Origin of the sequence: Pseudomonas sp. R3-56 (genome assembly GCF_051132075.1) — a bacterium.
Lineage (GTDB): Bacteria > Pseudomonadota > Gammaproteobacteria > Pseudomonadales > Pseudomonadaceae > Aquipseudomonas.
Map to the genome: position 1 here is coordinate 1469347 of NZ_CP071657.1, position 24887 is coordinate 1494233.

Consider the following 24887-nt stretch of genomic DNA (forward strand, 5'->3'; position numbering starts at 1 on the left):
AAAATTCCTTGGAGTGAAATACACCGTGGCGAGGGAGCTTGCTCCCGCTCGGCCGGGCTGGCGCTCCAGTGCGCAGCGACCGTTAGATCTTGGGGGCGCTTCGCACCCCAGCGGGAGCAAGCTCCCTCGCCACAGAAGGCTTTTTGCCTGGAACCGGATCAGATATCCCAGATCAGGTTGACCGCGAAGTTGCGCCCCGGCGCCGTCAGGCGATCGAGGTTGGCCGGGCTCAGCACCGCCGCTTCGCCGACGCTGTCGTAGCCGCGTACGTCATCCCACAGCCAGTACTTCTTGTCGGTGAGGTTGTAGAGGCCGCCGCTGACGGTGACGTCGTTAGTCACCTTGTAGTAGCCGCTCAGGTCGAGAATGCCGAAGCCCGGCGTCTTGAACTGGCCGCTGACGCCGTCGGGCGAATTGAAGTTGCTGTCGTCGACGCGGTTTTTCTTCTGGACCAGGGTCCAGCTGAGCAAGGTGCCGAACTGCTCTTGGTCGTAGCCCAGGCCGAACACGCCGGTAAGCGGGTTGACGCTGTTGAGCGGCTCGCCCGTGTCGTTGTTGCGGCCATACAGGTAGGCCACCGAGCCTTGGGTGTAGAGGCCTTTTGGCGCACCGAACACGTCCAGGTCCAGGCGTCCCTTGGCTTCGATGCCCTTGATGGTGGCGTGCTTGATGTTGTTGCTCTGGAAGGTCAACTGGTCGGCGCCGGGGGTGATGGCGTCTTCGTTGATGAAGTCGCGGTACTTGTTGTAGAACACCGCCACGTCGAACGATCCGGAGTCGAAACGACCGCGCAGGCCGGTTTCGTAGCTTTTGCTCTTTTCCGGTTCCAGGTCGGGATTGGGTTCCACGCTGTAGCCCACGCCGGCGTTATCGAAACGTCCGTACAAGGCCTTGGCGGTCGGGGTGCGGAACCCTTCGGCGTACTGGCCGTACCAGGTGTACTGGTCGGTCAGGGCATAGGTCAGGCTGAACTTCGGCGAGACGCGATGCCAGTTCTTGTCCTCGCCACTCACCATACCGCCGTTGGTGGGGTCCACGGTGCGCAGAAACTCCTCGGTCAGGCGTGGCTTGAGCCGGGTGTAGTCGTAGCGCAGCGCCGGCGTGAAGGTCCATTTGTCCCAGCTGATCTGGTCCTGGGCGAAAACGCTGTAGGTGTTGATGGTCGGGTCGGGGAAGTCGCTGGCTTTTGCCAATACGTCCCGGGTGCTGATGGCGCCGACGGCGGGGCAGCCCACGCCGACCGCCAGGCACACGCCGTTACCGCTGCGTGAGCCGGTGACTTTCTGATGCTTGAGCGTGGTGCCGTAGGTCAGTGTGTGATCGGTATCGGCCAAGCTGAATGACTTGTCCGCCTGCGCGTCGAAGACCCACTGTTTTTCTTCATAGAGCGTTTCACGGGTGCGCAACACCCGGCGGGTGATCGGGAAATAGAACTCGGCGGTGCGCTGGTCGGTCTTGGCGATCTGGTGGTTGAGGCTCCACTTGATGTTGTCGGCCAGCAGGCTGTAGAGGGCGAAGCTGTGCTCCAGGCCGAAACGCTCGCGGGTGATCGTATCGTTACCGGTGCGCCACTGGTACATGCCGCCGGGCAGGATGGAGCCGGGAATGGCTGGTTGGCCGTTGGCATAGGGCCCGCCGTAGGCGCTTTTCAGGTCGACGTCGCGATCGTCCTTGTACTTCTCGTACACCAGGCTCAGGCGTGCGTCATCGCTGTAGTCCCAGCCGAGTTTGGCCAGCACGTTGTTGGCGCGCACGTCTTCCGGGTTGGCGGCGGTGCGGTCCAGGCCGGTGCCGTTGTTGCTGCCGTAGGACTCGGTCTCGTGGCCGTCGCGCTGGCTGTAATGCAACAACCCGTCGAACGGCCCGCTGCGGCCGGCGACGGTGGCGGATTTGAGCCAGCTCTCATCGACGGAGCTGTAGCCGGTCTTGAGACGCGCGCCGACGTCCTTGCCGGGCTTGATGATGTCGTCCGGATCGAGTGTGAAATAACTGACGACACCACCGATCGCGTTGCTGCCGTACAGCACCGAGGCCGGGCCGCGCAGAATCTCCACGCGCTTGATGATTTCCGGGTCGACGTAGTTGCGTTGGGTCTTGGCGTACGGGCCGTTGAAGAAACCGCCGGGGATTTCCACGCCGTCGACCTGGGTCAGGATCCGGTTGCCGTCGACGCCGCGGATGTTGTAACCGCTGATGCCGCCGCGCTGGCCCGCGCCGCCCACCGACACGCCGGGCTCATAGCGCACCAGGTCCTTGATGGTGTTGACGTTGTTGCGGTCCAGCTCCTGGCGATCATGGATCGAAACGGTGCTCGGTACGCTGGCGATGTCTTGTTCCTGGCGGGTGGCGCTGATGGTCACCTGTTGCAACTCCAGCGCGCTGCCGGCGCTGCGCTTTTCCAGGACGATGTTGTTATTGCCCAGTTTGCGATAGCTCAGGTTGGTCCCCACCAACAGGCGCTCCAAGGCTTTTTCCGGCGGCAGCGAGCCGTTCACCCCCGGCGAGGCGACGCCTTCGGCCAGCTCTGCCGGCAGCCCCACCTGCCAGCCGGTGACGGCGGTAAATGCGTTCAGGGCGGAAACCAGTGGTTGCCGGGCGATGCTGAAGGTGTAGTCGCCCATGTTGCGCGCTGGCGGTTGCTCGGCGGTGGCAGCCAGGGCCGCCGGCGCGGTACCGGCCATCAGGATGGCGGCGGTCAGCAGTGACAGCGTGCAAGAGGGGGCAAGAAACCGGCAAGTAAGGCGAGAGGACATCGATAGCGCTCCGTGTCGCATCTGTTATAGGTGCAGATCGCATCGCGAGATGCGAATCAATTGCATTGGCTATAACGAGACGAACCAGCGAAAGCTATCGAGTAAAAATAATTCTCATTCAGTTCAGGATTACCAGCGCCGGGAATTCCTGGAGGCGGGCAGAGGTGATATGGGCCAGGGAACGCACCACGTCCAGCGGCTGGTCGAGGCGATAGTTACCCGTCACGGCCACGCCGGCCAACTGCTGGTTGTTGTTAATGATCCAGCCCGGGTAGTAGCGTCGCAACTCCGCCAGTACCTGGCCCAGCGGCCGATTCTCGAACACCAGCCGACCCTGGACCCACGCCAGGTCCGTGCCGACATCGAGGCGTGCCGGGCGGTCGAAGCCGTTGGGACCAATGCGGATGCTTTCTCCTGCCGACAAGCGGACATGGGCATCGTAGCGGGTCGCACGCAGGTCGACATCGCCGCGCTGCACCTGGACCTGAGCGACGCCGTCCAGGTAACGCACCGCAAACGTGGTGTCGCTGACACTGGCGGTGACCGGCCCTGCGTCGATCTCCAACGGCACATTGCGACTGGCCGGCACCTCGAAAAAAGCCTCGCCCTTGTAGAGGCGGGCCACGTGCCGCTGTTCGTCAAAGGAACTGGAAAACGCCGAGTCGGTATTCAGCAGGACCTTGGAACCATCTTCCAGTTGCAGCCGCTGGCGCTCACCGACCACGGTCAGGTGATCGGCCTGCAATTGCAGGGGCAGGTCGCTGAAATTGAACAATCCGAGCAACAGCACGGCGGCGGTGGCCAGGGGTTTCCAATGGGCTCGAAGACGCGACAGCGCGGTGACCTTGGGGCGGGCCTGGAGCTGCCGGGCGCTTTCGATGATCTGCGGGCCGTTCCAGATCGCCTGGGCTCTGGAGAACGCTTCGCCATGACGCGGATCTGCCGCCAGCCAGGCCTGGAACTGTCGGGTCTGTTCATCGCTGGGGCTGTCGAGCAGGACCAGCCAATCCAGCGCCTGGTCCATGGCGTGGGCGGTGTCCTGTGCCGCAGCGGCTTCAGGGGAGCGATGGTTGTCCGTCACGGTGGTTCCTCGGCAGTGTCTGTGCACGGCTGCTTGTAATCAGGCGACCAAGACTAGCAGGCTCGTCGGCCAACGCAATCGGCGTGGTCGTTGGCCGCCAGTGTCCTGCAGACTCAATCGGCGTCCAGGCGTTCGGCTACGCCCACGCAAATCGCCATGATCAGTTTCAGTTCTTTCTGCACGGTGCTCAGCGACACGCCCAAGCGTTCGGCGATGTCCTGGTAACTGTGGCCATGCAGGCGGTTGAGGATGAAAATCTGCTGTTGGCGCGGGCTCAGCGACTGCAGGCTGAGGTTGAGTTGTTCGAGTAACCGGCCGGCATGGGCGGCATCCTCGGCGCTGCTTTGCGGGGCGATGACGTTGTTCACGACTTCCATCGGCACGTCGTCCAGCAGCGTGCGTGACTGGATGCGTCGTGCGCGCAAATGGTCGAGCGCCAGGTTGCGGGCGGTCTGGAAGACGAAGGGTTCGAGATGCTCGACCGTGCGCTCGTTCAGGGCGCGGGTGACACGCAGGTAGGTTTCCTGGAGCAGGTCTTCGGCGGTGCTGGGGTTGTTGACCATGCGTTCGAGGGTGCGCAGCAGCGGCATGCGCTGGGCGAGGAAAACCTGATGGAAGCGTGATTGGCTCACGGTAGGGCTCGGTCCGGTTCGAGTAGATGATAATGCTTATCATCTACTCGAAAGGTCAAGCCTTCATTTGGTGCTCAAGGTTGCAGCACCGCGCCCGGCACCAGCGGTAATTCCAGGGTGGCGATGAATCCGCCGTCGGGGTGGTTCGCCAACCCCAGGGTTCCGCCATGCCGTTCCGCCGCACGGCGCGCGATGGCCAGGCCGAGACCATGCCCGGGGGCGGTCTGGCCGGGGGCGCGATAAAACGGCTCGCTCAACTGGCCCAGGTGTTCCGCCTCTACGCCGGGGCCGTGGTCGCGCACGCTGATCACTATCCTTTCTCCTTGGCGCGCGGCACGCATTTCGATGGGCTGCCCGGCAGGGTTGAAGCGCTGGGCGTTGCGCAGGAGATTGTCCAGCGCCCGCTCGATCATGGTGGGCCAGCCCTTGAGCGTCAGTTGCGGCTCGGTTTCCAGGCGCACGTGTTGCTCCGGTGAAGCCAGCTGGGCGTCTTTTTGCAGGTTCTCCAGCAAACCGTTGAGGTCGACTTCCTCGGCGCTGGCATTGTCGGCGTCGACCCGGGCCAACACCAGGATTTCGCTGATCAATGCTTCCAGGCGGTCACATTCGCGTGTCAGGCGCGGCCAGAGTTTTTCACGCTCGGCGGGGCTCGCCCGCTCCGCCAGCGCCAGCGCGATGCGCAGCCGGGCCAGTGGCGAACGCAGTTCATGGGAAACATCGCGCAGCAATTGGCGCTGGCTGGCGATCAGGCTTTGCAGGCGCGCACCCATGCGATTGAAGTCAGTGGCCAGTACGCCGAATTCGTCCCGGCGGTTGGCCAGTTTGGCGAGGCTGTTCTGCTGGTACGTGGCTTGGCCGAGGTCATGCACCGCGCCGCGCAGGCGGCTCAGCGGGCGGGTGATGGAGAGGGTCACCAACAGGCTGAACAAGGTCAGTACCACCAGCGCAATGGCCAGGGCGCTGAGGGGCCAGAGCAGGCTGTCGCGGTGCCAGGCGTCCAGTTCGGGATGGGGGATGCGGTAGATGAAGAGGTAAGTGTCACCGGTCTTGGCGCTGGTGAACTCGTCAGTCAAGCGCCGCCAGGGGAGGCGTCGGTCGTCGTTGTTCTGGCGTGCCTCGAAAGCCGCGGCGCGATGGGGAAAGGTGCCGCGCACGACCGGGTCGCCGCTCTCGTTGAGCACCTGGACGTCGATGTGATACTTGCGCTTGCGCTGTTGCAGGATGTCTTGCGCGGCCTCTTCGCCCTGGCTTTCGTAGGTTTGTGTCCATTCTTCGGCCAGGGTGTTGAGCCCAGGATGGCGGCTGAGGATCCAGGCGTCCTGGTTCAGCATGTGGCCCATGAGGATCGAAAGCCCCGCGACCAGGGCGATGGCCAGCCAGAAACTGGCCAGGATGCGCCAGAACAGTGAACGCACGGATTATCCTCGAAAACCAGGAAAGCCCAACGGCGGCATGCCGTTGGGCTGGGGGGCTTCAGCGCATTATTGCGCTTTTTGCGGTTGTTGCGCTTTCCAGGCTTTGAATTCGGCCCACTCGGCCCGACGTTCGGCGCGTTTTTTCTGGATGGCGTCAAATTCTTTCTGCTGCTCGGGCTTCAGCAAGCCACGGATCTGGGCATCGACTTTCTGGTGCCGGGCTTCCATTTCGTCCTGCATGGCTTTCTGGTCGGCTGGCGACAGCTTGGCCAGGTACTTGTCGACCAGTTCGCGTCGCTCATGGCGCTGTTCGCCCATGATCCGGCGAATTTGCTCGCGTTGTTCGCGGGTCAGGTCCAGTTGGCTGTAGGGGCCTTTATCGTGCATCTGGCCACCGTGACGCGGACCGTCCATCGGGCCCATCGGCCCCGGGCCTTCGGGCATGGCCATGGCCACGGTCGGCAGGGCGGCGGCGAACATCAGAGCGGTAAGGGTCTTGCGCATGGTGTCTCTCCTTGTCTCGTTCCCGGTCAGTTCCGGATGTGTGCAGATTACAAAGATCAAGGTCAGCGGCGGTCAGGGGTGGGTAAAGCTTGGGTAAAGACGGTTTGGCGAGGACCTGACAAATCTGCAGGCCCGAACACGAAGCCCTGTGATGGGGGTACTTGCTGTGGCGAGGGCGCCTTTGTGGCGAGGGAGCTTGCTCCCGCTCGGTTGCGCAGCAACCGCAGAATCTTGGGGCTACTTCGTAACCCAGCGGGAGCAAGCTCCCTCGCCACAAAAGCCTCTATAGGCTGAGAGAAGCCGCACTCTTCAGAGGCTGTAGTAGTAGCCCCGGCTACGCAGGGCGACGATGCGCGGGCGGCCGTCGGGGTGGGGACCGATCTTCTTGCGCAGGTTGCTGACGTGCATGTCTAGGCTGCGATCGTACAAGGTCAGCTTGCGGCCCAAGGCAATCTGCGCCAGTTCCTGCTTGTCCAGCGGCTCACCCGGCTGCTTGAGCAGTGCTTCGAGCAGGCGGCTTTCGGAGACGGTGAGGGTCTGTTCCTGTTCATCGATGCTGACCACGCCACGCACCGGGCTGAAGGTCAGGTCACCCAGTTCGATCTGGCTGGAAACCGCGGCGGGATGGCTGCGGCGCAGCACGGCGCGCAGGCGGGCGGTCAGCTCTCGCGGGTCGCAAGGCTTGGCCAGGTAATCGTCAGCCCCCAGCTCCAGGCCAAGGATGCGATCCAGCGGTTCGCCGCGGGCCGAGAGCATCAGCACCGGCAATTCCGGGTGATCGTTGCGCAACTGCTTGAGCAGTTCCAGGCCGCTGCCGTCGGGCAGCATCACATCCAGCACCACCGCCGCCGGGGCGGTTTCGGCCAGGGCCTTGCGGGCGCTCTGGCCATCGTGGCAAGCGCGGACCTGGAAACCTTCCTGGCCCAGCCAACTGCCGAGGAGCTCACACAGCTCCTGGTCATCATCAATCAGTAACAGCTCGCTCATGACTCACTCAATTTAGCCATTGCCGACGTTGTCTACGTCCACCGCTGGCAAAGATACCGCAGAGCAGGGCCAATAGCGCTACCCCGGCGCCGACGACGAACCACTGTTGCTGTTCGGTCAGCAGGCGCGGCAGCGGGCTGGACTGGGCTTCCTTGAGTTGCAACTTCAGGCGCTGGTTCTCCTGGCGCAGCCGTCCCACCAGCGCGCTCTCGCGTTCGCCGTTGGTGTTCTGCAGTTGCTGGGTGAGTGCTTCACGCATGCGCTCGCTGTCTTTCAGGCGCTGCTGCAATTCGGCGATCTGGCCGCCCGCGCTCAGGGACAAGGGCGCCGAATGAGCAGCCTCGGTGCTTTCCTCGCCGTGGGCGGGGGCTCCAATTGCCAACGAGACCAACAACAGGCACAACCGACCTTTGCGCATTGCAACTCCTGAATTCCAATCGAGATTGAGCAGATTAGACAGGTTGTCGGCAGGCTGACGAGAACAATGAGCAATTGAGCGCAATGAGCCAGGAAGACTCATCGCGCCCGGGGGGTTATGGCAGGACTTGCTTGAACGGCTTGACCACGACCTCGGCGTAGACGCCGGCCGCCACGAACGGGTCGGCCTTGGCCCACGCCTGTGCGGCAGCCAGGGATTCAAACTCGGCCACGATCAGGCTGCCAGTGAAACCGGCGGCGCCTGGGTCGTTGCTGTCCACCGCAGGGTGCGGCCCGGCCAGCACGATGCGACCTTCAGCCTTGAGCTTTTGCAGGCGCTCAAGATGCTCCGGGCGCGCGGCCAGGCGTTTTTCCAGGGAGTCGGCGACGTCGGTGGCAATGATTGCGTAGAGCATGTCAGTCCTCGGTTTTTGGCGTGGTGGGTTCGGCATCGTGCAGGTGACGGGACAGGTAGATGCCCTGGCCGATCAGGAACAGCAAGGTCATGCCCAGGCTGCCGAAGACCTTGAAGTCGACCCAGTATTGCTGGAACGTGAACGCAACGAACAGGTTGGCGGCGCCGCAGAACAGGAAGAAGGCGATCCAGGCGATGTTCAATCGGGTCCAGATCGCGTCCGGCAGGCTCAGCGCGTGGCCCATGATGCGCTTGATCAGCAGGCGATCACCGACGAAGTGGCTGCCGATGAAGGCCAGGGCGAACAGCCAGTTGACCACCGGGGCTTTCCATTTGAGGAAGGTCTCGCTGTGGAAGGCCAGGGTCAGGCTGCCGAATACAAGGCAGGCGATCAGCGTCAGCCACTGGCTCTTCTCCAGCTTGCGCTGGGACACGAACAGCGCGCCGTAGACCACCAGGGAGCTGATGATCAGCACCGCCGTGGCGCTGTAGATACCGCCTACAGTCAAGGAGTGGCCGGCGACGTCGACGGTCCGTGGATCAAGTTTGTAGACGATGAAAAACAGCAGGAGCGGGATGAAATCGATGAATTGTTTCACAGTGGCAGCCAGAAGCAGGATGTGGCGGCATAATAACAAACATCCTTGGCCGCGATAGGGCCAGCTGATTTGAGGTAACAAAGTCTCGTGAATGTTGATTTGCACTGCCATAGCACGGCCTCCGATGGCGCCCTGGCGCCTGCGGTTCTGGTGGCGCGGGCGTTCGAGCACGGCGTGCGAGTCCTGGCCCTGACCGATCACGACACCCTCGAAGGCCTCGACGAAGCGCGTAGCGCCGCCACCGCGCTGGGCATGCAACTGGTCAACGGCGTCGAACTGTCCTGCACCTGGGGCGGGGCGACCATCCACGTGCTGGGCTATGGCTTCGATGTGAATGCACCGTCACTGGTCCAGGCCATTGCCGAGTTGCGTGACGGTCGCTGGCTGCGCTCCGAGGAGATCAGCCGCAAACTGGCCCTCAAGGGCATGCCCGGCGCGCTGGAAGGCGCCCGACAGGTCCAGCAGGAACTGGGCGACAGCGGCAACGCCCCGGCCCGGCCACATTTTGCCGACTGGATGGTGCGCGAGGGCTTCGTCAAGGACCGCGCCGAAGCCTTCCGAAAATGGCTGGGGGCCGGCAAGCTGGGGGACGTCAAGCAGCACTGGCCCACCCTGCAAGAAACGGTCGAGACTCTGCGGGCCGCCGGGGCGTGGGTCAGCCTGGCGCATCCCTGGCATTATGAATTCACCCGCAGCAAGCGCCGCCGCCTGATAGCCGACTATATTCAAGCGGGGGGCCATGCCATCGAAGTGGTCAATGGCCATCAGCCGGCCGAGCAGGTCGGCAGCCTGGCGATCCTCGCCCGGGAGTTTGGCCTGCTGGTGACCGCCGGGAGTGATTTCCACGGCCCGGGAGGCTGGTCCGAGATTGGCGAATACCGCCCGTTGCCGGAAGATCTGCCACCACTATGGTGTAGATTCAAACATGATCCCGTTATCGCCGCCGTCTGAACAGGTAGAACACGTGAGTCAATTTTTCCAGATTCATCCGGAAAACCCGCAAGCGCGCCTGATCAAACAGGCTGTGGAAATCATCCGTGGCGGTGGTGTTGTGGTCTATCCCACCGACTCGTCGTATGCCATTGGCTGCCAGATCGGCGATAAAAATGCGGTCGAGCGGGTAAGACGCCTGCGTCAGCTGGACGACAAGCACAACTTCGCGCTCATTTGCAGCGACCTCTCGCAGTTGGGCTTGTTCGCCAAGATCGACACCGGCACTTTCCGCCTGCTCAAGGCCCATCTGCCGGGCCCTTATACCTTTATCCTGAATGCCACCCGGGAAGTCCCGCGGCTGTTGCTGCACCCGAAGAAGCGCACCATCGGGCTGCGGGTGCCGAGCCATCCCATTGCCCTGGCGCTGCTGGCGGAACTCGGTGAGCCGTTGATGAGCGTGACGCTGATCATGCCCGGCGAGACCGATCCGCTGACCGACCCCTATGAAATGCGCCAACTGCTGGAGCATCAGGTCGACCTGATCATCGACGGCGGTTACGGCGGCATGAAGGCGTCCACGGTGATCAACCTGGCCGACGGCGAACCGCAAGTGGTACGCGTCGGCTGCGGCGATCCGACGCCGTTCATGGTCGAGGCCTGAATGTCGGTTGTGGAAACCGCGGTCGAAAACGTCGACAGCCAGGCCGGTGCGCAACAGGAGCTGCCTTTCGCCATGGTCTATGGCCAGGCGGTCATGGAAATGCCCCTGGACCTGTACATCCCGCCGGATGCGCTGGAAGTTTTCCTCGAAGCCTTCGAAGGGCCGCTCGACCTGTTGCTGTACCTGATCCGCAAACAGAACATCAACATCCTCGACATCCCGGTGGCGGAAATCACCCGCCAGTACATGGGCTACGTCGAGCTGATGCAGTCGGTGCGCCTGGAGCTGGCGGCGGAATACCTGGTAATGGCGGCCATGCTGGCCGAGATCAAATCGCGCATGCTGCTGCCGCGCTCGGCCGAGGTCGAGGCGGAAGAGGACGATCCTCGGGCCGAGCTGATCCGGCGCCTGCAAGAGTACGAGCGCTTCAAGGCTGCGGCCGAAGGCATCGACGGCTTGAGTCGGGTCGGGCGCGATGTGCTGGTGCCCAAGCTCGACGCCCCCGAGGCGCGGGCGCGCAAGTTACTGCCGGACGTGAGCCTGGAAGAGCTGCTGATGTCCATGGCCGAGGTCCTGCGCCGGGGCGACATGTTTGAAAGTCACCAGGTCAGCCGTGAGGCATTGTCCACTCGCGAGCGCATGAGCGATGTGCTGGAACGGCTCAAGGGCGGCAGTTTTGTGCCCTTTGTCGAGCTGTTCACCGCCGAGGAAGGGCGGCTGGGCGTGGTGGTGACGTTTATGGCGGTCCTGGAATTGGTCAAGGAATCCTTGGTCGAGCTGGTGCAGAATGAGCCGTTCGCAGCGATCCATGTGCGGGCCCGAGCCGAATAACGAGCAAACCGATGAATCTGACCGAACCCCGTGAACTGGCGCCCTTGCTTGAAGCTTTCCTGCTGGCCTCTGGAAAGCCACAGTCGATGGAGCGCCTGTTCGAACTCTTCGAAGAAGGCGAGCGGCCTGAGCCTGCCGTGTTCAAGAAAGCCCTGACGCTGCTGGGTAAATCCTGCGAAGGCCGGGCTTTCGAACTCAAGGAGGTAGCGTCCGGTTACCGCTTGCAGATCCGCGAAAAATTCGCCCCCTGGGTCGGGCGCCTGTGGGAGGAGCGGCCGCAGCGTTATTCCCGTGCGATGCTCGAAACCATGGCGCTGATCGCCTATCGCCAACCGATCACCCGGGGCGAGATCGAGGACGTGCGTGGCGTGGCGGTCAACAGCCACATCGTCAAGACCTTGCTGGAACGTGAGTGGATCCGCGTCGTCGGCTATCGCGATGTGCCGGGCAAGCCAGCGATGTTCGCCACCACCAAGGCGTTTCTCGATCACTTCAACCTGAAGAACCTCGACGACCTGCCGCCGCTGGCCGAACTGCGGGAACTGGAGCCCGAGCCGATGCTCGAATTCGACGACGCCCCGGTGCCCCAGGCCTTGCAGGAATTGGCCGACGCCAGCGCCGAGCCCGAAGAGCCGAAGGAAGAGACCAGTTTCCACTCGTTGCTGCTGGAGCTGGACACCATGGAGGAGGGCTTGAAGACCGACTTCGATGACCTGCTGCGTGACGCTCCTGGCCCTGAGGGTGAGTCGGATGAGCTGGCGGAGCCCGATAGCGCGGTGGAGCCCGAGCCCGAAGCGGAATGGGAACCGGAACCTGAAGAAGACATCCTCGGCGTTGCCCAAGCCCGGGAGAAACTGCTGGCCGCCGTCGCCGCCCTTGAGCCGCCAGAACCCGAGCTGAGCGACGAAGAAGCCGAAGCCCGCGCCTTGGCCGAAGCGATCGAAAACGAACGGCGCCAGCTCGACGACTGACACACCGCCGTCCCTTGTGGGAGCGAGCCTGCTCGCGAAAGCGTCCGCTCAGTCAACATGATTTTGACTGATACGCCGCCTTCGCGAGCAGGCTCGCTCCCACACAAATCCCGGGTGAATCATGAGTTCCACCAAAGACCCCTGCATCAGCCTCTGCAAGTTCGACGAAGATATTTGCATCGGTTGCGGGCGCAGCAAGCGCGAGATCAAGGCCTGGAAAGAACTCGACAAGGACGACAAGCGCGCCGTGCTGGCCGAAGCGGCGCTACGCCTGATCAAGCTGGGTGCCACCGGTCGGCGGAAAAAGCGCTGAGCGCGTTTCCATCAGCTAGTCTCTGATGCGCGAATCCTTCAACGAGCGTATGATTCGCGACCCTTTGGCGATCCCTTCGCCGAAAGACCCGTTTTCAAAGCGTCAGGCCAAGCCTGACTCGACCACACCGGGAGGTGCCCAGAAATGAAAGACCTAGACCAGAACGACAGCCAGGAAATCGGCCCAGCAGGCGAGAAACTGCAAAAAGTACTCGCTCGTATCGGCGTCGGTTCGCGCCGTGACGTGGAAGCCTGGATCACCCAGGGCCGCATCAAGGTCAACGGCAAAGACGCCACCTTGGGCCTGCGTGTCGACATGCACGACGCCATTACCATCGATGGCAAGGTGATCAAGCGCGAAGAGGCCGCCGAAACGGTGCGCCGCGTGATCATGTACAACAAGCCTGACGGCGAAATCTGCACCCGTGACGACCCGGAAGGCCGTCCGACGGTGTTCGACAAGATGCCGCGTCCGAAAGAAGGCCGCTGGATCAACATCGGTCGCCTGGACATCAACACCACCGGTTTGCTGATGTTCACCACTGACGGTGAGTTGGCCAACCGCCTGATGCACCCGTCCTACGAGATGGACCGCGAATACGCCGTGCGCGTGCGTGGCGAAGTCGATGACGAGATGATCGAGCGCCTCAAGGCCGGCGTCGTGCTGGAAGACGGCCCGGCTCGTTTCACCGACATCAAGCAAGCACCGGGTGGCGAAGGTTTCAACCACTGGTACCACTGCGTGGTGATGGAAGGCCGTAACCGTGAAGTGCGACGCTTGTGGGAATCCCAGGGCCTGGTGGTCAGCCGCCTGAAGCGCGTGCGTTTCGGCCCGGTGTTCCTCAACTCCGACCTGCCGATGGGCCGCTGGCGTGAAATGACCCAGCAGGAAGTCGACATCCTCGCAGCCGAAGTGGGCCTCAAGCCTGTCTCCATGCCGCAGATGACCGCCAAGAGCAAGGACAAGCTGGAGCGGATGCAGCGCAAGTCCTCGCGTCCGATGGGCAAGACCGAGCGCGTGCGTACGCTGCGTCCGGCGGCCGATGGCGCAACGACTGGCCCGCGTCCTTCCCGTGAACCGCAGATCGAAGGCGAGCGTCCGGCCCGCAAGCCTGCGCCACGTCAGGACGGCGAGCGCGGCCCGCGTACACCACGTCCGGCCAACGGTCGTACCGAGCGCGGCGAAGGTCGCGGTGCTCCGGCGGGTCGTGGCACGCCGGTCGCTGATCGTCCGGCCGACACCAAGCGTCCGGCCAAGCCGGCGCCAAAAAAACGCCCGGGTATCATCCTGGCTGACCGTGATGCACCGTCGGGCAAGCGCCGTGGCGCGCCGGCAGGTTCGGGGCAGCGTCCGGGGTTTGGGCGTCGTAAGCCGGAGTAATACAGCTGCGAGCTACAAGCTTCTAGCTGCAAGAAAAAACGCCAACCGTTGGGTTGGCGTTTTTTTTGGTCTGGCTTTAGTGATGCGGTGCAGTCGAGTCCGCCATCGCGAGCAAGCTCGCTCCCACAGGAATCGCGTCGAATACAACCGGTTATTCACCGCAGTCCAAACTGTGGGAGCGAGCTTGCTCGCGATGGCGCCATCAGCTTCACAGAAGATCCAGCCTAAAGCACAAACCGCCCCTCAAACACCGGCTCCTTGTCCAGCGCCAGCACACCCCCTTGGAAAATCAGATCCAGGTGATGGCTGCCCTTGGCCCCGCCACCGAGCCCCAGGTGCAAGCCGCAATGGCGCTCTTCGAAACCGGCATTGCGAGCGTACAGGCCCTTGACCCCTTCGTTGGTGCCGATGCCCAGTTCCTCGATGCGGCGGTTGGACGGGTTGGCGTCCAGGTACTTGTTGAAGTCGTGCTCCAGGCCCGGTACGTCGGTGGCGATTTTCTGGATCGTGGAGTCTTCGATCCACAGCTCCAGCGGCGATTGCAACACGCCGTACTTGCGCGCGAAGGGAATCGTACTGAGAAACGTGCCGACAAATTTCACCCGGCCATTGATGGTGTCGCTGTGAGTGGCGATTTCGCCTGGGGCCAGATCGTAGTTGCCGACGCCATTGATATCGGTCCACTTCTTGACGCTGTCCAGCGCCGTGTCGAAATACGAGCCGTGCTCATCCTCGAAGCTCAACGTCGTAGCCTGGGACACGCGGCGGATGAGGTGGCTGTTGAGCCCGGCGATGCGTTGCGGAATGACGCTGAAGGTGTCGTAGAAATATTCGCCGTAATCCTTGAACAGCAGCGATTTCTTCCAGTTTTCCGCCATCACGCCTTGCAGCGCACGGACAAAGTCCGGACCGTCGGGGCGGGGATTGGGCAGGGTCGAAGAGTCATAGAAAAAAATGTACAGGTCGCTGTCGGCAATTGCCTGGGACAGGCGCTCCGAGGGTTCAAGATCCAAGCGCATGGCGCTGAACCTGAACGGTGAGCCGCTGCCGGCCTGTTCGGCAATCGCGCCGGTCAGGGCTTCGTAGTCGGCCGTGTGGCCGAGCAATACCTTGGCGGGCTGGATGCCGGCCAGGGCGGGATGATGTTCGAGGTAGTAAAGGAAATGGGAGATGGCTCGTTGGGTGTCCATGCTTATTCTTCCTTGGCGATTGATGTGGCGTCCCTCGCGGTAAATGGCAGAGCCGACCGGCCGGATCAGCTCCGCCGGGTAGCGCTTACAGAGGCCACATCGCCGTGCCGAACGGCACAACGGCGTCGGCTTGCATCATTTCAACGGCGGCTTCATGGGTCGGTGCTTCGAACCATTCATCCAGTTGCAGTTCGGTTTCCAAGTCTTTGTCCAGTGCTTGCATAGTGAATCTCCTAGATGACTTTTGCGGAAAACGCGGGCCGATCCGGCGGGCAGAACCCAACTGAATCGGCACCGCAAAAACTCGCCGGCACGATGCCTGGGCAAGTGGCTGAAAACCTAGTCGAGGGTTTTTTGGAATGCAAAAAAATATTTTATTTTTTTCATTTGAACTTTTTGTTCTATTTTTTTGAGCGAATTTACCCGTTGAAAAACAGCTGGCTGAGGTGCTTTTTTTGATAGGTAGCTAGCTACCGTCAATTTGCAGTCAGCCTACGGAAAATTCCTGCATGGAAATTTTACGTTACGGCTTGTAAAGGAATGCTGACGGCTTTGACCGGTCGAGCGAACCGGTATCGGCATTTGGGAGGGTTGTAAGAAAAAGCTGCCGAGTGGCTCGGCTTGACGCGTTTTTTGATACTTCGCAGCGCTTGTTTCAAGCCCGCGGGAAGGGTCAGATGCGCGCCAGACCTCAAGTGCGGGGTGAGACGCTGGTCTGCTGGTGTCTGGCAGCGAGGGTAGTGCAGTGTACAATGCGCCGCGTTTTACTGTGACCCTTCGCGTACCCACGCACTTTCAAGGTTATCCGCCTTGTTCACTCCGCCACGCCACAAGCGTGTCGGGTCCGATTTCGTCACAGATAAAAACAAATAGGTGACGCATGACCGTTGTAGAAAATACGCATTCAGGCGAGCTGAAGCGCGGCCTGAAAAATCGCCACATCCAACTGATCGCCCTCGGTGGCGCAATCGGTACCGGCCTGTTCCTCGGCTCGGCGGGGGTGCTGAAGTCAGCCGGTCCGTCGATGATCCTCGGCTACGCAATCTGCGGCTTCATCGCCTTCATGATCATGCGCCAGTTGGGCGAAATGATTGTCGAAGAGCCGGTGGCCGGTTCCTTCAGTCATTTTGCGCACAAATACTGGGGCGGTTTCGCCGGGTTCCTGTCGGGCTGGAACTGCTGGATCCTCTATATCCTGGTGGGCATGTCCGAGCTGACCGCCGTCGGCAAATACATCCATTACTGGGCGCCGGACATCCCGACCTGGGCCTCGGCGGCAGCGTTTTTCATCCTCATCAATGCGATCAACCTGGCCAACGTCAAAGTGTTTGGCGAGGCTGAGTTCTGGTTCGCGATCATCAAGGTGGTAGCGATCGTCGGCATGATCGCCCTGGGCAGTTACCTGCTGGTCAGCGGTCACGGCGGCCCGCAGGCTTCGGTCACCAACCTGTGGTCCCACGGTGGGTTCTTCCCCAACGGCGTCAGCGGCCTGGTGATGGCCATGGCGATCATCATGTTCTCCTTCGGCGGCCTGGAGATGCTCGGTTTCACTGCTGCCGAAGCCGACAAGCCGAAAACCGTGATCCCCAAGGCCATCAACCAGGTGATCTACCGGATCCTGATTTTCTACATCGGTGCGCTGGTGGTGCTGCTTTCGCTGACTCCGTGGGACAGCCTGTTGACCACCCTCAACGCCTCTGGCGATGCCTATAGCGGCAGCCCGTTCGTGCAGGTGTTTTCGATGCTCGGCAGCAACACCGCGGCGCACATCCTCAACTTCGTGGTGCTGACCGCCGCGTTGTCGGTGTACAACAGCGGCACCTACTGCAACAGCCGCATGTTGCTGGGCATGGCCGAGCAGGGCGATGCGCCCAAGGCGCTGGCGAAAATCGACAAGCGTGGCGTGCCGGTGCGGTCGATCCTCGCTTCGGCGGCGATCACTCTGGTGGCGGTGCTGCTGAACTACCTGATCCCCCAGCATGCGCTGGAGTTGCTGATGTCGTTGGTGGTTGCCACCCTGGTGATCAACTGGGCGATGATCAGCTACTCGCACTTCAAGTTCCGCCAGCACATGAACCAGACTCGCCAGACGCCGCTGTTCAAGGCGTTGTGGTACCCGTACGGCAACTACGTCTGCCTGGCGTTCGTGGTGTTCATCCTCGGCGTGATGCTGCTGATCCCGGGCATCCAGGTTTCGGTGTATGCGATTCCGGTGTGGGTGGTGTTCATGTGGGTGTGCTACGTGATCAAGAACAAGCGCAGTGCCCGGCATGAACTGGGCGTGGCGGCTGCCGCCAAGTAAGTTTTTCGCCAGTAAAACAAACCCGGCCAAGTGCCGGGTTTGTTGTTCCAAGGGCACACACACCTTCTGTGGGAAATCCCTGTGGGAGCGAGCTTGCTCGCGATAGCGGCGTGTCAGTCACATCTATGCTGCTGATCCACCGCCATCGCGAGCAAGCTCGCTCCCACATTGATCTTCAGTGTTCACAGAGTGTGTGGTCACCATCACTCCCATGGGGAGCAGGTGCGGTTTTGAGAATTCGCGGTATCCTGTGGAGCCTGACACCGGACGCTTTCCATGCTGGTCATTTCCAACACCGTGCACATCCCGGACGCCGAGATCGAGCTGACGGCCATCCGCGCCCAGGGCGCCGGCGGGCAGAACGTCAACAAGGTTTCCAGCGCCGTGCACTTGCGCTTCGATATCCCGGCTTCGTCGTTGCCCGAGTTCTACAAGGAGCGGCTGCTGGCCCTGCGCGACAGTCGCATCACCAGCGACGGCGTATTGATCATCAAGGCCCAGCAATACCGCACGCAGGAACAGAACCGGGCCGATGCGCTGGAGCGCCTGGTCGAGTTGATCCTCAGCGCCACCAAGGTCGAAAAAAAGCGCCGCCCAACCAAGCCGACCCTGGGCTCGAAAAAACGCCGTCTCGAATCCAAGACCAAGCGCGGCTCGATCAAGGCCGGGCGCGGCAAGGTGGACTTCTAGTGCCTGTCGCGCTCCTCGCGATACCGAGGGGCCTGGCGATACAGGTAGACACTCAATGCCAGCCCACCGAGGGCTGCCAGCGCGGCGAACAGAAAGATCGAGGCAAAGCCGAAACCCGCGGCAATCGCGCCGGCCAACGGACCGGTGATGCCCAGCGACAAATCGATAAACAGTGAATACGCGCCCACCGCCGCCCCACGGCTGGAGGCCGGTACCAGGTTGACCGCTTCCACCCCCAGCGCCGGGAACACCAGCGAGAACCCGAAACCACTCAACGCCGCCCCTGCCAGGGCCCACTGCGCATCCGGCGCCAGCCACAACAGCAGCAGGCCCAGGGTTTCCACCGAGAGGCAGGCGATCGCCACCCGGAAGCCACCGAGACGGTTGATCAGGTTGCCGAACAGCAAGCGCGCACCGATGAAACTCGCACCGAACAGGCTCAGGCAGAGCACGGCGTTATCCCAATGCCGGGTGGCGTAATACAGAGTGATGAAGGTGGCGATGGTGCCGAAACCGATGGAGCCCAGGGCCAAGCCGCAACCATGGGGCAGTACGCGCCCGAGCACATGCATGAATGGCAGGCGCTCGCCGGTGACGATCGGCGCTGCGGTTTTCGGCCAGGCCAGTGCCAGCCCGAGCACCGCCAGCAGGATGATACTGACGCCCATGCTCCACAGCCCCAGGGACTTGACCAGCCAGACCCCCAGCGGCGCGCCGATCGCCAATGCGCCGTAGCTGGCGATACCGTTCCAGGAAATCACCTTGGCGGTATTGGCCGCGCCGACCCGGCCGATGCCCCAGCCAATCGAGCCTGAACCCACCAGGCTTTCCGCGCTGCCCAGCACCAGGCGTCCGATCAACAGGCTGCTCAGGCTCAGGGCGGGCATGCCCGCGGTCCAGGCCGAGACCAGCATGAACACGCCGCTCAGGCCACATCCGGCCAGGCCGAACATGACCGCCCGTTTGCTGCCCAGGTTGTCGATGATGCGTCCCGCATAAGGCCGGCTGAGGAGGGTGGCCAGATACTGCACGCTGATGACCAGCCCGGCGATCACCGCGCCGAAGCCCAGCTCGCCATGAACGAAGCCGGGCAGTACGGCCAAGGGAATACCGATGTTCAGATAACCGATGAAGGTGAACAGGACGATGGAGACGACTTGCAGCGTGACCGCCAAGGGGCGCTGGGAATCTGGCATGGGTGAAAGGTCCACGGGGCAGCTGGATAGATAGGCTGCTTTATGATAACGGCGACCGTGCGGGCAGGGCGTGGAAAAGTAAAACTATTTGCCGGACGGCGTCTCGCCAGGGGTTTTGCCAGCGACCAGATGCGTGGTGACGAGAGCTGCCAGGGCATTTTCTTCCGTGCCGAAGCGGGCCAGCAGGGCGGCTTGTTTCTCGGGGGAGAGGCGGGTCCAGATGTCGACCATTTTCTCGGTGGTGTCGATCAGTACGCTGGCCTGGGCCGGGCTGAAGGAGGAGATGTCGTCGGTCATGGTGCAGGGCTCGGATTCAGGCGGTGTGGAAAGCGCATCTTAGCGCTTTCCACACAGTCTGTTGGTGCGGGTGTATCAGTCTTCGCTGTCGGCCTGGCGGCGTTCAGTGGCTTGCGGCGGCTCGGGTTGCTGGGCGTCGGGTTGCCCCCCGGCTTGTAGCGTGGGCGTCTGCTCAGGTTCGTGCAGGCTTGGGAAGGGGAGATTCGGAATCTCGTGCATTTCGCGCTCCTCGCAAAGTCTGTTGATCGATCGGGTAGATCCGCGCTTGTACAAAGCGTGGGCAGGATACCCCAGAAGAAATGACAAAAAGACTTTTTAATCCAGGCGGAGCGACAAAAGGAGTTGTCCGGACAGGTCATGTTCACTCGCGGAAAACGACGCCATTACCGGTGGTCGCCAAGGCTCAAGAACAGGGTATACGTGCCGATGGCATGCTATATCCCGCACGTTCAGTTGCGACAGTGGACCCTGGACATGGACGGTCCTTTTTGCCGAGAGATCGACTTCATGTTTTTACAAAAATCCCTAAAAGCGCAGATTCTGGCGTTGCTGAGCGGCAGCTTGCTGGCAATGCTGCTGATCGCCCTGGCGTCCTTTCATTTTCTGTCCGATGGTATCCAGAATTATCGCAACCTGATCGATGGCCCGTTGCGTGCGTCGCAACTGATCGACGAGGCCAACTTGCAATTCAAGGTCCAGGTCCAGGAATGGAAAAACGTGCTGCTGCGTGGCAAGCAGCCGGCGGATCTGGAGAAATACTGGAAGCAATTCGAAGACCGTCAACGCGATGTCCAGGGCATCCTTGGCGACCTGATCAAACACGAGGGTGTTCCGGCGCAGATCAAGACGCGCATCGAACGCCTGCGAGGCGAACATGCCCAACTGGGCGCGGCCTATCAAAAGGGCCGTGATGCCTATGTTGCGGCGGGCGCCGACGCGGCGGCAGGTGATGCCGCGGTCAAGGGCGTGGACCGTGCGACCAGCGAGCAGATGAGCGAGCTGGTGGTCGAGCTGCACAAACTGGGTGATGAGCAGTCGGCGCTGATCAGTGCCGGTGCCGATCGCACGATCCTGCTGGGGACGGTGATCATGCTCGTCTCGGGAGTGCTGATCGGGTTGCTGAGTCTGTGGCTGGTCAACCGCAACCTGGTGCAGCCGATCCGTAAGCTGATCGAGTACGTGACTCAACTGAGCCGCGGGCGTTTCGCGGAGCGTGTCACCAGCACGCGCCAGGATGAGCTGGGCGACCTGGCCCTGGCGGCCAACACGCTGCGCGATTTCCTTGCCGAAACCTTCACCCGCCTGCAACGCAGCGCCACCGAGCTGGACAGTGCCAGCGGCGAGTTGAACGCCATTGCCAGCCTGATGAGCCAGGGCACCAGCGAGCAATTCGAGCGTACCGATCAGGTGGCGACGGCGATGAACGAGATGTCCGCCACCGCCCAGGAAGTTGCCCGCCATGCCGCTGATGCGGCGCGCGCTGCCGATGACGCCGATCATTCGGCGCAGCAGGGCGAGAAAGTGATGCAAGGCACTATCCACACCATCACGCAGATGCGTGGCGAAATTGCCAACACGGCCACGGTGATTCGTCGTCTGGAAGCTGATAGCGGGCGCATCGGCAAGGTATTGGAAGTGATCCGCGGGATCGCCGAACAGACCAACCTGCTGGCCCTAAACGCCGCCATCGAAGCCGCTCGGGCCGGTGAGGCGGGGCGTGGTTTTGCGGTGGTCGCCGATGAAGTACGCAGCCTGGCCCAGCGCACGGCCTCGTCGATCATCGAGATCAATCAGATCATCCAGACCGTCCAGACCGGGGCGGTGGACGCGGCCCAGGCCATCGAAAGCGGGCAGTCGCGCAGTGAGGAAAGTGTCGAGCAGGTGACCCAGGCCGGCGAGATGCTCGAACGCATCACCCAGGCAGTCGAAGCGATTCGCGACATGAACCGCCAGATCGCCACGGCGGCGGAAGAGCAGACCTCGGTGGCCGAGGACATCTCGCGCAACCTGACGGAAATCACCTGCATCGCCAGCACCAACCTGGACAACGTGCAGCGCACCGAAGCGGCGAGTCGGGATCTGCACGGGTTGTCCGGGCAGTTGAATGAAGTGACGGCGCGGTTGAGTGCTTGAGTGCGTTGACCTGATGGGAATAGGCGTTGATGAACACTGTCTGGTCTGGGGACATCATTGACACCTGTGGCGAGGGAGCTTGCTCCCGCTGGGCTGCGTAGCAGCCCCTTAGCCATTCAATGCGGTGCATCAGGAAAAACTTACGACTGCTGCGCAGCCGAGCGGGAGCAAGCTCCCTCGCCACAAAAGCTCATACGAGCGGCAAACAGGGATCGATTCAATAATCACGGCGCTTGCGGAACGCCCAGCGTCCGGCGATCAGCGTGAACGTCGCCACCAGTGCGACGAGAATCCAGAAACCGTGGGCATCATCGGCCAGCGGCACGCCGCCGACATTCATGCCAAAAAAACCGGCAATAATGTTGATGGGCAAGGCCAGCACCGTGACCACGGTCAGGGTGAACAGCGTGCGGTTGCTCTGTTCATTGAGGTTGGCGGCGATTTCTTCCTGCAGCAATTTGATCCGCTCGCCCAACGCGGTGAGGTCGTTGATGATCAGGGCGAATTCCTCGGTGGATTTGCGCAGCTCCTTGACGTCTTCTTTCTGCAACCACTGTGGCGGGCGATTGAGCAGACGCAGCAACGAACCCGGCTCCAATGCCAGCAGGCGTTGCAGGCGCACCAATATCCGCCGTTGGCTACCCAGTTCGGCGCGGTTGTTGGACACCCGCGAGGACAGCAACTGGTCTTCTATCTGGTCAACGCTGAGGCTGGTCTTGCGCACGATCTGGGTCAGCACTTCGCCCTGGTCGCGCAGCAGATGCACGAGCAGTTCCAGCGGCGAACGGAAGCACTCGCCAGCCTTGACCGACGAACGCAGCTTGTCCACCGAGTGCAATGGCTGCAGGCGTGCGCTGATTATCAGCCGACTGTGAACGCAAACCCACAACGTGGACACGTCCGACGACACCAGGTTGCTGAGGTTGAATACCACATCGTTGACCACGGCCAGCAAGGCCGAGTCGACGTGCTCGATGCGGGTCGAGCGCGAGCCTTCGTGCAGGGCTTCGAAAAACTCCTCGGGCAAGGCCAGATTGTTTTTCATCCAGCGCTCACAAGCGGCATGAGCCAGGTTCAGATGCAGCCAGAGGAATTCGTCGGCATCCTCCGGTTGTTGCAGGCTTCGCAGGGCCTGGGCCGAATCGATCTCTCGCCCGCGTTCGCCAGGACGGAAGCGAAACCCGTAGAGCAGGCCGAACAGGTCCGGATCGCGGTGGCTTTGATCGATGCTGTGATTCATGCGGGCTCGCTGGCGGGAGTGCCTGTCGTGGCGATGACAGGTTCACTTAGCGGCATCATTGCAGGGTTGTTTGAAGGTTTTGTGACGGTTGGGCTGGGTTGGCGGGTCAGCAGCGGTTTACTTTCGGCGGATGCAAAGAAGCCGCGCAACCTGGAAGTTGCGCGGCTTCTTTATCGAGTTTATCGAGGGATCAAGTATCTTGCTTGTCGCTCAGGACTTTGCCGGTGGTTGCATCGAAGTCAACGTCGAACTCTTTGCCATCGGCGGTTTTCAGTTCCACTTCATATTCGTAGCCGTTGAAGTGATTGTCCAGGTCGGTATCGGTGATGGTAGCGCCTGGGTGCAACTTCAGGGCTTCGGCATTCATCGATTCCAAGGACTTGATCTTGCCGTCCTTGACCAACTGAGGAACCTGGTCGATTCGTACATCAGCCTGGGCCAGGCCGGCGGTGAGGGTCAGGGCGGCAGCGGTGAACAGGGCAGTCAAAGTTTTCATATTGTCTTTCCTTGGTGTCGTTAAAGGTTGATTCGTTTAAGTGGGTTCAGATTATCTCTGGCAACTTAATTCACCCTTAATTCGGAAAACTTGCAGCGAATGCGCCGATCCGCTGCTGTCCATCAGTAACCGTTCTTCTGCAGAAGTTGCGTCACGCTGCCTGTTTCAGGACGTTTGAAGTACTTGAGCAATTCGCTGGCCCGGTTGGTGAAAATGCCGTCCACACCGGCATCCATGACTTTCTTGAAGTCCACCGGCTCATCCACCGTATAGACATGTACCAGCAAACCCTGATCGTGGGTGTACTGGTTCATCCAGGGTTTCACCAGATCCGCATAACTCTGGCTGCCGCCGTGGGTCAATGCTGCCGAAGGGCCGGTGCCGATGGCGCCCTGGGCCTTGGCGTACTGGACCCATTTTTCGAATTCGGCCTTGTCCTTGGGCTCCTGTTTCGCGTAGTAGACCGCCTTGTCGGTCTCGCCGGACTCGGCAAACGGCACCTTGGACTGGGGCTCGATATTGCCTTCGCCGATCCACAGCAACAGGATTTTCGGCACCTTGGGCATTTCCTTGTGCAGCAGTTCCAGGCTGCTCTTTTCGAAGGTCTGCAATACCACCTTGCCTTTGCCCTGGCCCACACCGAGGGCGCGCTTGGCCAGCTTGGAACCGGACGGGCTCAGCCAGCCGCGGTCCTGGAGCTTGTCCTTGAGGTCGCGCTCGATGCCCGGGAACAGCTTCGGTTCCTTGGTTTCGATGTAAAGCCCCGGCTTCTGTTGGGGGTTGCCCTCGGCGATATTGATGACCTCATCCAGGGTCAGGATCTTCAGGCCGACAAACGCAGGACGCGCACGCTCCGGGTAGGCCGCGTTGAACCAGCTGCCGGCGTCCAGCGTCTTGAGTTCGGCCATGGTGAATTGGTTGGCGGTGCTGTCCTTGCGCTCGGGGAACTTGGTGGCGACATCGGTGGTGCGCAGCAGGCTATCGTCGTGCAGGACGAACAGCACGCCATCCTTGCTGCGTTGCAGGTCGAGCTCAAGATAATCAGCGCCCAGGTCACGGGCCAGCTTGTAGGCCGCGGCGGTGGACTCCGGCGCATCGAACGAGGCGCCGCGATGGGCGATGACCGCGGGATGGGGGATGCCCTGCTGGGTTGCCAGGGCCTTGGGACTTGGCACTTCGGCGGCGTGTGCCGGGCCGAAACCGAGCATCAGGCTCAACATCAACGCGCTACGGGTAAAGGTGACGGGCATGCTCGAGTTCCTTTCGTGGGGGCTGTAAAACCTCTCTTTTAACAATTGAACGCTGCGGACGCTATCGCCATACCGACATTGACCTATGCAAGAGGAATTTTCCCACGCATTTTCGAGCCGCTTTGAAGTACCCTTGGTCACCAGTTTCCCCGGTAGAGGGAAACCTCATTGATCGCCTGCCTTGCGTGTAAACCATCGATC

The 24887-nt window shown here is 61.6% G+C and carries 26 protein-coding genes; 9 read left to right on the plus strand and 17 right to left on the minus strand.

Annotated features, from left to right (window positions below; genetic code table 11):
• Positions 1–158: 158 nt before the first annotated feature.
• From J3P96_RS06935 to J3P96_RS06975, 9 genes are all read right to left on the minus strand, one after another.
• Positions 159–2753 carry a TonB-dependent receptor gene (locus J3P96_RS06935; protein WP_434656227.1) on the minus strand — a complete coding sequence of 865 codons (2595 nt, stop codon included), beginning with the start codon at positions 2751–2753 and terminating at the stop codon, positions 159–161.
• 118 nt (positions 2754–2871) lie between these two features.
• Positions 2872–3834: a FecR family protein gene (locus tag J3P96_RS06940; RefSeq protein ID WP_434656230.1), complete on the minus strand. Its 963-nt coding sequence runs from the start codon at positions 3832–3834 to the stop codon at positions 2872–2874.
• Between the two features lie 113 nt (positions 3835–3947).
• Positions 3948–4466: an RNA polymerase sigma factor gene (locus J3P96_RS06945; RefSeq protein WP_434656233.1), complete on the minus strand. Its 519-nt coding sequence runs from the start codon at positions 4464–4466 to the stop codon at positions 3948–3950.
• Positions 4467–4540: 74 nt separating this feature from the next.
• Entirely contained in the window at positions 4541–5881 is a 1341-nt protein-coding gene (locus J3P96_RS06950; protein WP_434656236.1) for an ATP-binding protein, read from the minus strand.
• Positions 5882–5947: 66 nt separating this feature from the next.
• Positions 5948–6385: a Spy/CpxP family protein refolding chaperone gene (locus J3P96_RS06955; RefSeq protein ID WP_434656238.1), complete on the minus strand. Its 438-nt coding sequence runs from the start codon at positions 6383–6385 to the stop codon at positions 5948–5950.
• Positions 6386–6694: 309 nt separating this feature from the next.
• On the minus strand, positions 6695–7372 hold the full coding sequence (locus J3P96_RS06960; protein ID WP_025215146.1) for a response regulator transcription factor: 678 nt from the start codon (positions 7370–7372) through the stop codon (positions 6695–6697).
• A gap of 7 nt (positions 7373–7379) precedes the next feature.
• Positions 7380–7790, minus strand: coding sequence for a translation initiation factor 2 (locus J3P96_RS06965; RefSeq protein ID WP_434572302.1), 411 nt, complete (start codon positions 7788–7790; stop codon positions 7380–7382).
• Positions 7791–7905: 115 nt separating this feature from the next.
• The gene (locus tag J3P96_RS06970) at positions 7906–8205 is read right to left on the minus strand and encodes a YciI family protein (RefSeq protein WP_434656241.1); all 300 of its coding nucleotides are present in this window, start codon (positions 8203–8205) and stop codon (positions 7906–7908) included.
• Position 8206: 1 nt separating this feature from the next.
• Positions 8207–8803 (minus strand): septation protein A, encoded by a 597-nt coding sequence (locus J3P96_RS06975; RefSeq protein ID WP_434628897.1) that lies wholly within the window; start codon positions 8801–8803, stop codon positions 8207–8209.
• Between the two features lie 87 nt (positions 8804–8890).
• On the opposite strand from J3P96_RS06975, the gene J3P96_RS06980 reads away from it, so the two are divergent.
• The 6 genes from J3P96_RS06980 to rluB all read left to right on the plus strand — a co-directional run bounded on the left by J3P96_RS06980 (position 8891) and on the right by rluB (position 13892).
• Complete coding sequence (locus J3P96_RS06980; RefSeq protein WP_434628899.1) at positions 8891–9754, plus strand: PHP domain-containing protein; 864 nt, start codon at positions 8891–8893, stop codon at positions 9752–9754.
• Between the two features lie 13 nt (positions 9755–9767).
• The gene (locus tag J3P96_RS06985) at positions 9768–10397 is read left to right on the plus strand and encodes an L-threonylcarbamoyladenylate synthase (RefSeq protein WP_305499273.1); all 630 of its coding nucleotides are present in this window, start codon (positions 9768–9770) and stop codon (positions 10395–10397) included.
• A gap of 132 nt (positions 10398–10529) precedes the next feature.
• On the plus strand, positions 10530–11228 hold the full coding sequence (locus J3P96_RS06990; RefSeq protein ID WP_434658112.1) for a segregation and condensation protein A: 699 nt from the start codon (positions 10530–10532) through the stop codon (positions 11226–11228).
• An 11-nt stretch (positions 11229–11239) separates the two neighbouring features.
• Complete coding sequence (gene scpB, locus J3P96_RS06995; RefSeq protein WP_434656245.1) at positions 11240–12199, plus strand: SMC-Scp complex subunit ScpB; 960 nt, start codon at positions 11240–11242, stop codon at positions 12197–12199.
• A gap of 121 nt (positions 12200–12320) precedes the next feature.
• Positions 12321–12512, plus strand: a complete 192-nt coding sequence (locus tag J3P96_RS07000) for a DUF1289 domain-containing protein (RefSeq protein ID WP_434656248.1) — start codon at positions 12321–12323, stop codon at positions 12510–12512.
• 144 nt (positions 12513–12656) lie between these two features.
• Positions 12657–13892: a 23S rRNA pseudouridine(2605) synthase RluB gene (rluB, locus tag J3P96_RS07005; RefSeq protein ID WP_434656251.1), complete on the plus strand. Its 1236-nt coding sequence runs from the start codon at positions 12657–12659 to the stop codon at positions 13890–13892.
• Positions 13893–14116: 224 nt separating this feature from the next.
• Here the strand turns inward: rluB and J3P96_RS07010 are convergent, their stop codons facing one another.
• Both J3P96_RS07010 and J3P96_RS07015 read right to left on the minus strand, forming a co-directional pair.
• Entirely contained in the window at positions 14117–15082 is a 966-nt protein-coding gene (locus tag J3P96_RS07010; protein ID WP_434656254.1) for a leucyl aminopeptidase, read from the minus strand.
• 85 nt (positions 15083–15167) lie between these two features.
• Positions 15168–15305 (minus strand): hypothetical protein, encoded by a 138-nt coding sequence (locus tag J3P96_RS07015; RefSeq protein WP_003178782.1) that lies wholly within the window; start codon positions 15303–15305, stop codon positions 15168–15170.
• A 657-nt stretch (positions 15306–15962) separates the two neighbouring features.
• Here J3P96_RS07015 and J3P96_RS07020 point away from each other — a divergent pair.
• Positions 15963–17384: an amino acid permease gene (locus tag J3P96_RS07020; RefSeq protein ID WP_434656257.1), complete on the plus strand. Its 1422-nt coding sequence runs from the start codon at positions 15963–15965 to the stop codon at positions 17382–17384.
• Positions 17385–17660: 276 nt separating this feature from the next.
• Positions 17661–18074 carry an alternative ribosome rescue aminoacyl-tRNA hydrolase ArfB gene (gene arfB / locus J3P96_RS07025; protein ID WP_045156713.1) on the plus strand — a complete coding sequence of 138 codons (414 nt, stop codon included), beginning with the start codon at positions 17661–17663 and terminating at the stop codon, positions 18072–18074.
• Here arfB and J3P96_RS07030 read toward each other — a convergent pair.
• The 3 genes from J3P96_RS07030 to J3P96_RS07040 all read right to left on the minus strand — a co-directional run bounded on the left by J3P96_RS07030 (position 18071) and on the right by J3P96_RS07040 (position 19786).
• A complete protein-coding gene (locus J3P96_RS07030) occupies positions 18071–19270 on the minus strand; it encodes an MFS transporter (protein ID WP_434601628.1) in 1200 nt (399 codons plus the stop codon). The two genes, arfB and J3P96_RS07030, sit on opposite strands and share 4 nt — an antisense overlap.
• Before the next feature lie 84 nt (positions 19271–19354).
• Positions 19355–19567, minus strand: coding sequence for a hypothetical protein (locus J3P96_RS07035; protein ID WP_434656259.1), 213 nt, complete (start codon positions 19565–19567; stop codon positions 19355–19357).
• Between the two features lie 75 nt (positions 19568–19642).
• A complete protein-coding gene (locus J3P96_RS07040; RefSeq protein WP_305499286.1) occupies positions 19643–19786 on the minus strand; it encodes a hypothetical protein in 144 nt (47 codons plus the stop codon).
• Positions 19787–20074: 288 nt separating this feature from the next.
• Here J3P96_RS07040 and J3P96_RS07045 point away from each other — a divergent pair, with 288 nt between their 5' ends.
• Positions 20075–21700 carry a methyl-accepting chemotaxis protein gene (locus tag J3P96_RS07045; RefSeq protein ID WP_434628913.1) on the plus strand — a complete coding sequence of 542 codons (1626 nt, stop codon included), beginning with the start codon at positions 20075–20077 and terminating at the stop codon, positions 21698–21700.
• A gap of 217 nt (positions 21701–21917) precedes the next feature.
• On the opposite strand, the gene J3P96_RS07050 is transcribed toward J3P96_RS07045, so the two are convergent.
• The 3 genes from J3P96_RS07050 to J3P96_RS07060 all read right to left on the minus strand — a co-directional run bounded on the left by J3P96_RS07050 (position 21918) and on the right by J3P96_RS07060 (position 24686).
• Entirely contained in the window at positions 21918–22940 is a 1023-nt protein-coding gene (locus J3P96_RS07050) for a transporter (RefSeq protein WP_434656261.1), read from the minus strand.
• Positions 22941–23130: 190 nt separating this feature from the next.
• Positions 23131–23436, minus strand: a complete 306-nt coding sequence (locus tag J3P96_RS07055; RefSeq protein ID WP_434656262.1) for a PepSY domain-containing protein — start codon at positions 23434–23436, stop codon at positions 23131–23133.
• A gap of 122 nt (positions 23437–23558) precedes the next feature.
• Positions 23559–24686: a glycerophosphodiester phosphodiesterase gene (locus J3P96_RS07060; RefSeq protein ID WP_434628917.1), complete on the minus strand. Its 1128-nt coding sequence runs from the start codon at positions 24684–24686 to the stop codon at positions 23559–23561.
• Positions 24687–24887: the final 201 nt, after the last annotated feature.

Bases quoted from the DNA above. Each gene is read 5' to 3' on its own strand.
- J3P96_RS06935 (WP_434656227.1), bottom strand. From the start codon at position 2,753: ATGTCCTCTCGCCTTACTTGCCGGTTTCTTGCCCCCTCTTGCACGCTG.
- J3P96_RS06955 (WP_434656238.1), bottom strand. From the start codon at position 6,385: ATGCGCAAGACCCTTACCGCTCTGATGTTCGCCGCCGCCCTGCCGACC.
- J3P96_RS06960 (WP_025215146.1), bottom strand. From the start codon at position 7,372: ATGAGCGAGCTGTTACTGATTGATGATGACCAGGAGCTGTGTGAGCTC.
- J3P96_RS06965 (WP_434572302.1), bottom strand. From the start codon at position 7,790: ATGCGCAAAGGTCGGTTGTGCCTGTTGTTGGTCTCGTTGGCAATTGGA.
- J3P96_RS06970 (WP_434656241.1), bottom strand. From the start codon at position 8,205: ATGCTCTACGCAATCATTGCCACCGACGTCGCCGACTCCCTGGAAAAA.
- scpB (WP_434656245.1), top strand. From the start codon at position 11,240: ATGAATCTGACCGAACCCCGTGAACTGGCGCCCTTGCTTGAAGCTTTC.
- J3P96_RS07000 (WP_434656248.1), top strand. From the start codon at position 12,321: ATGAGTTCCACCAAAGACCCCTGCATCAGCCTCTGCAAGTTCGACGAA.
- rluB (WP_434656251.1), top strand. From the start codon at position 12,657: ATGAAAGACCTAGACCAGAACGACAGCCAGGAAATCGGCCCAGCAGGC.
- J3P96_RS07010 (WP_434656254.1), bottom strand. From the start codon at position 15,082: ATGGACACCCAACGAGCCATCTCCCATTTCCTTTACTACCTCGAACAT.
- J3P96_RS07015 (WP_003178782.1), bottom strand. From the start codon at position 15,305: ATGCAAGCACTGGACAAAGACTTGGAAACCGAACTGCAACTGGATGAA.
- J3P96_RS07020 (WP_434656257.1), top strand. From the start codon at position 15,963: ATGACCGTTGTAGAAAATACGCATTCAGGCGAGCTGAAGCGCGGCCTG.
- arfB (WP_045156713.1), top strand. From the start codon at position 17,661: ATGCTGGTCATTTCCAACACCGTGCACATCCCGGACGCCGAGATCGAG.
- J3P96_RS07030 (WP_434601628.1), bottom strand. From the start codon at position 19,270: ATGCCAGATTCCCAGCGCCCCTTGGCGGTCACGCTGCAAGTCGTCTCC.
- J3P96_RS07035 (WP_434656259.1), bottom strand. From the start codon at position 19,567: ATGACCGACGACATCTCCTCCTTCAGCCCGGCCCAGGCCAGCGTACTG.
- J3P96_RS07040 (WP_305499286.1), bottom strand. From the start codon at position 19,786: ATGCACGAGATTCCGAATCTCCCCTTCCCAAGCCTGCACGAACCTGAG.
- J3P96_RS07045 (WP_434628913.1), top strand. From the start codon at position 20,075: ATGTTTTTACAAAAATCCCTAAAAGCGCAGATTCTGGCGTTGCTGAGC.
- J3P96_RS07050 (WP_434656261.1), bottom strand. From the start codon at position 22,940: ATGAATCACAGCATCGATCAAAGCCACCGCGATCCGGACCTGTTCGGC.
- J3P96_RS07055 (WP_434656262.1), bottom strand. From the start codon at position 23,436: ATGAAAACTTTGACTGCCCTGTTCACCGCTGCCGCCCTGACCCTCACC.
- J3P96_RS07060 (WP_434628917.1), bottom strand. From the start codon at position 24,686: ATGCCCGTCACCTTTACCCGTAGCGCGTTGATGTTGAGCCTGATGCTC.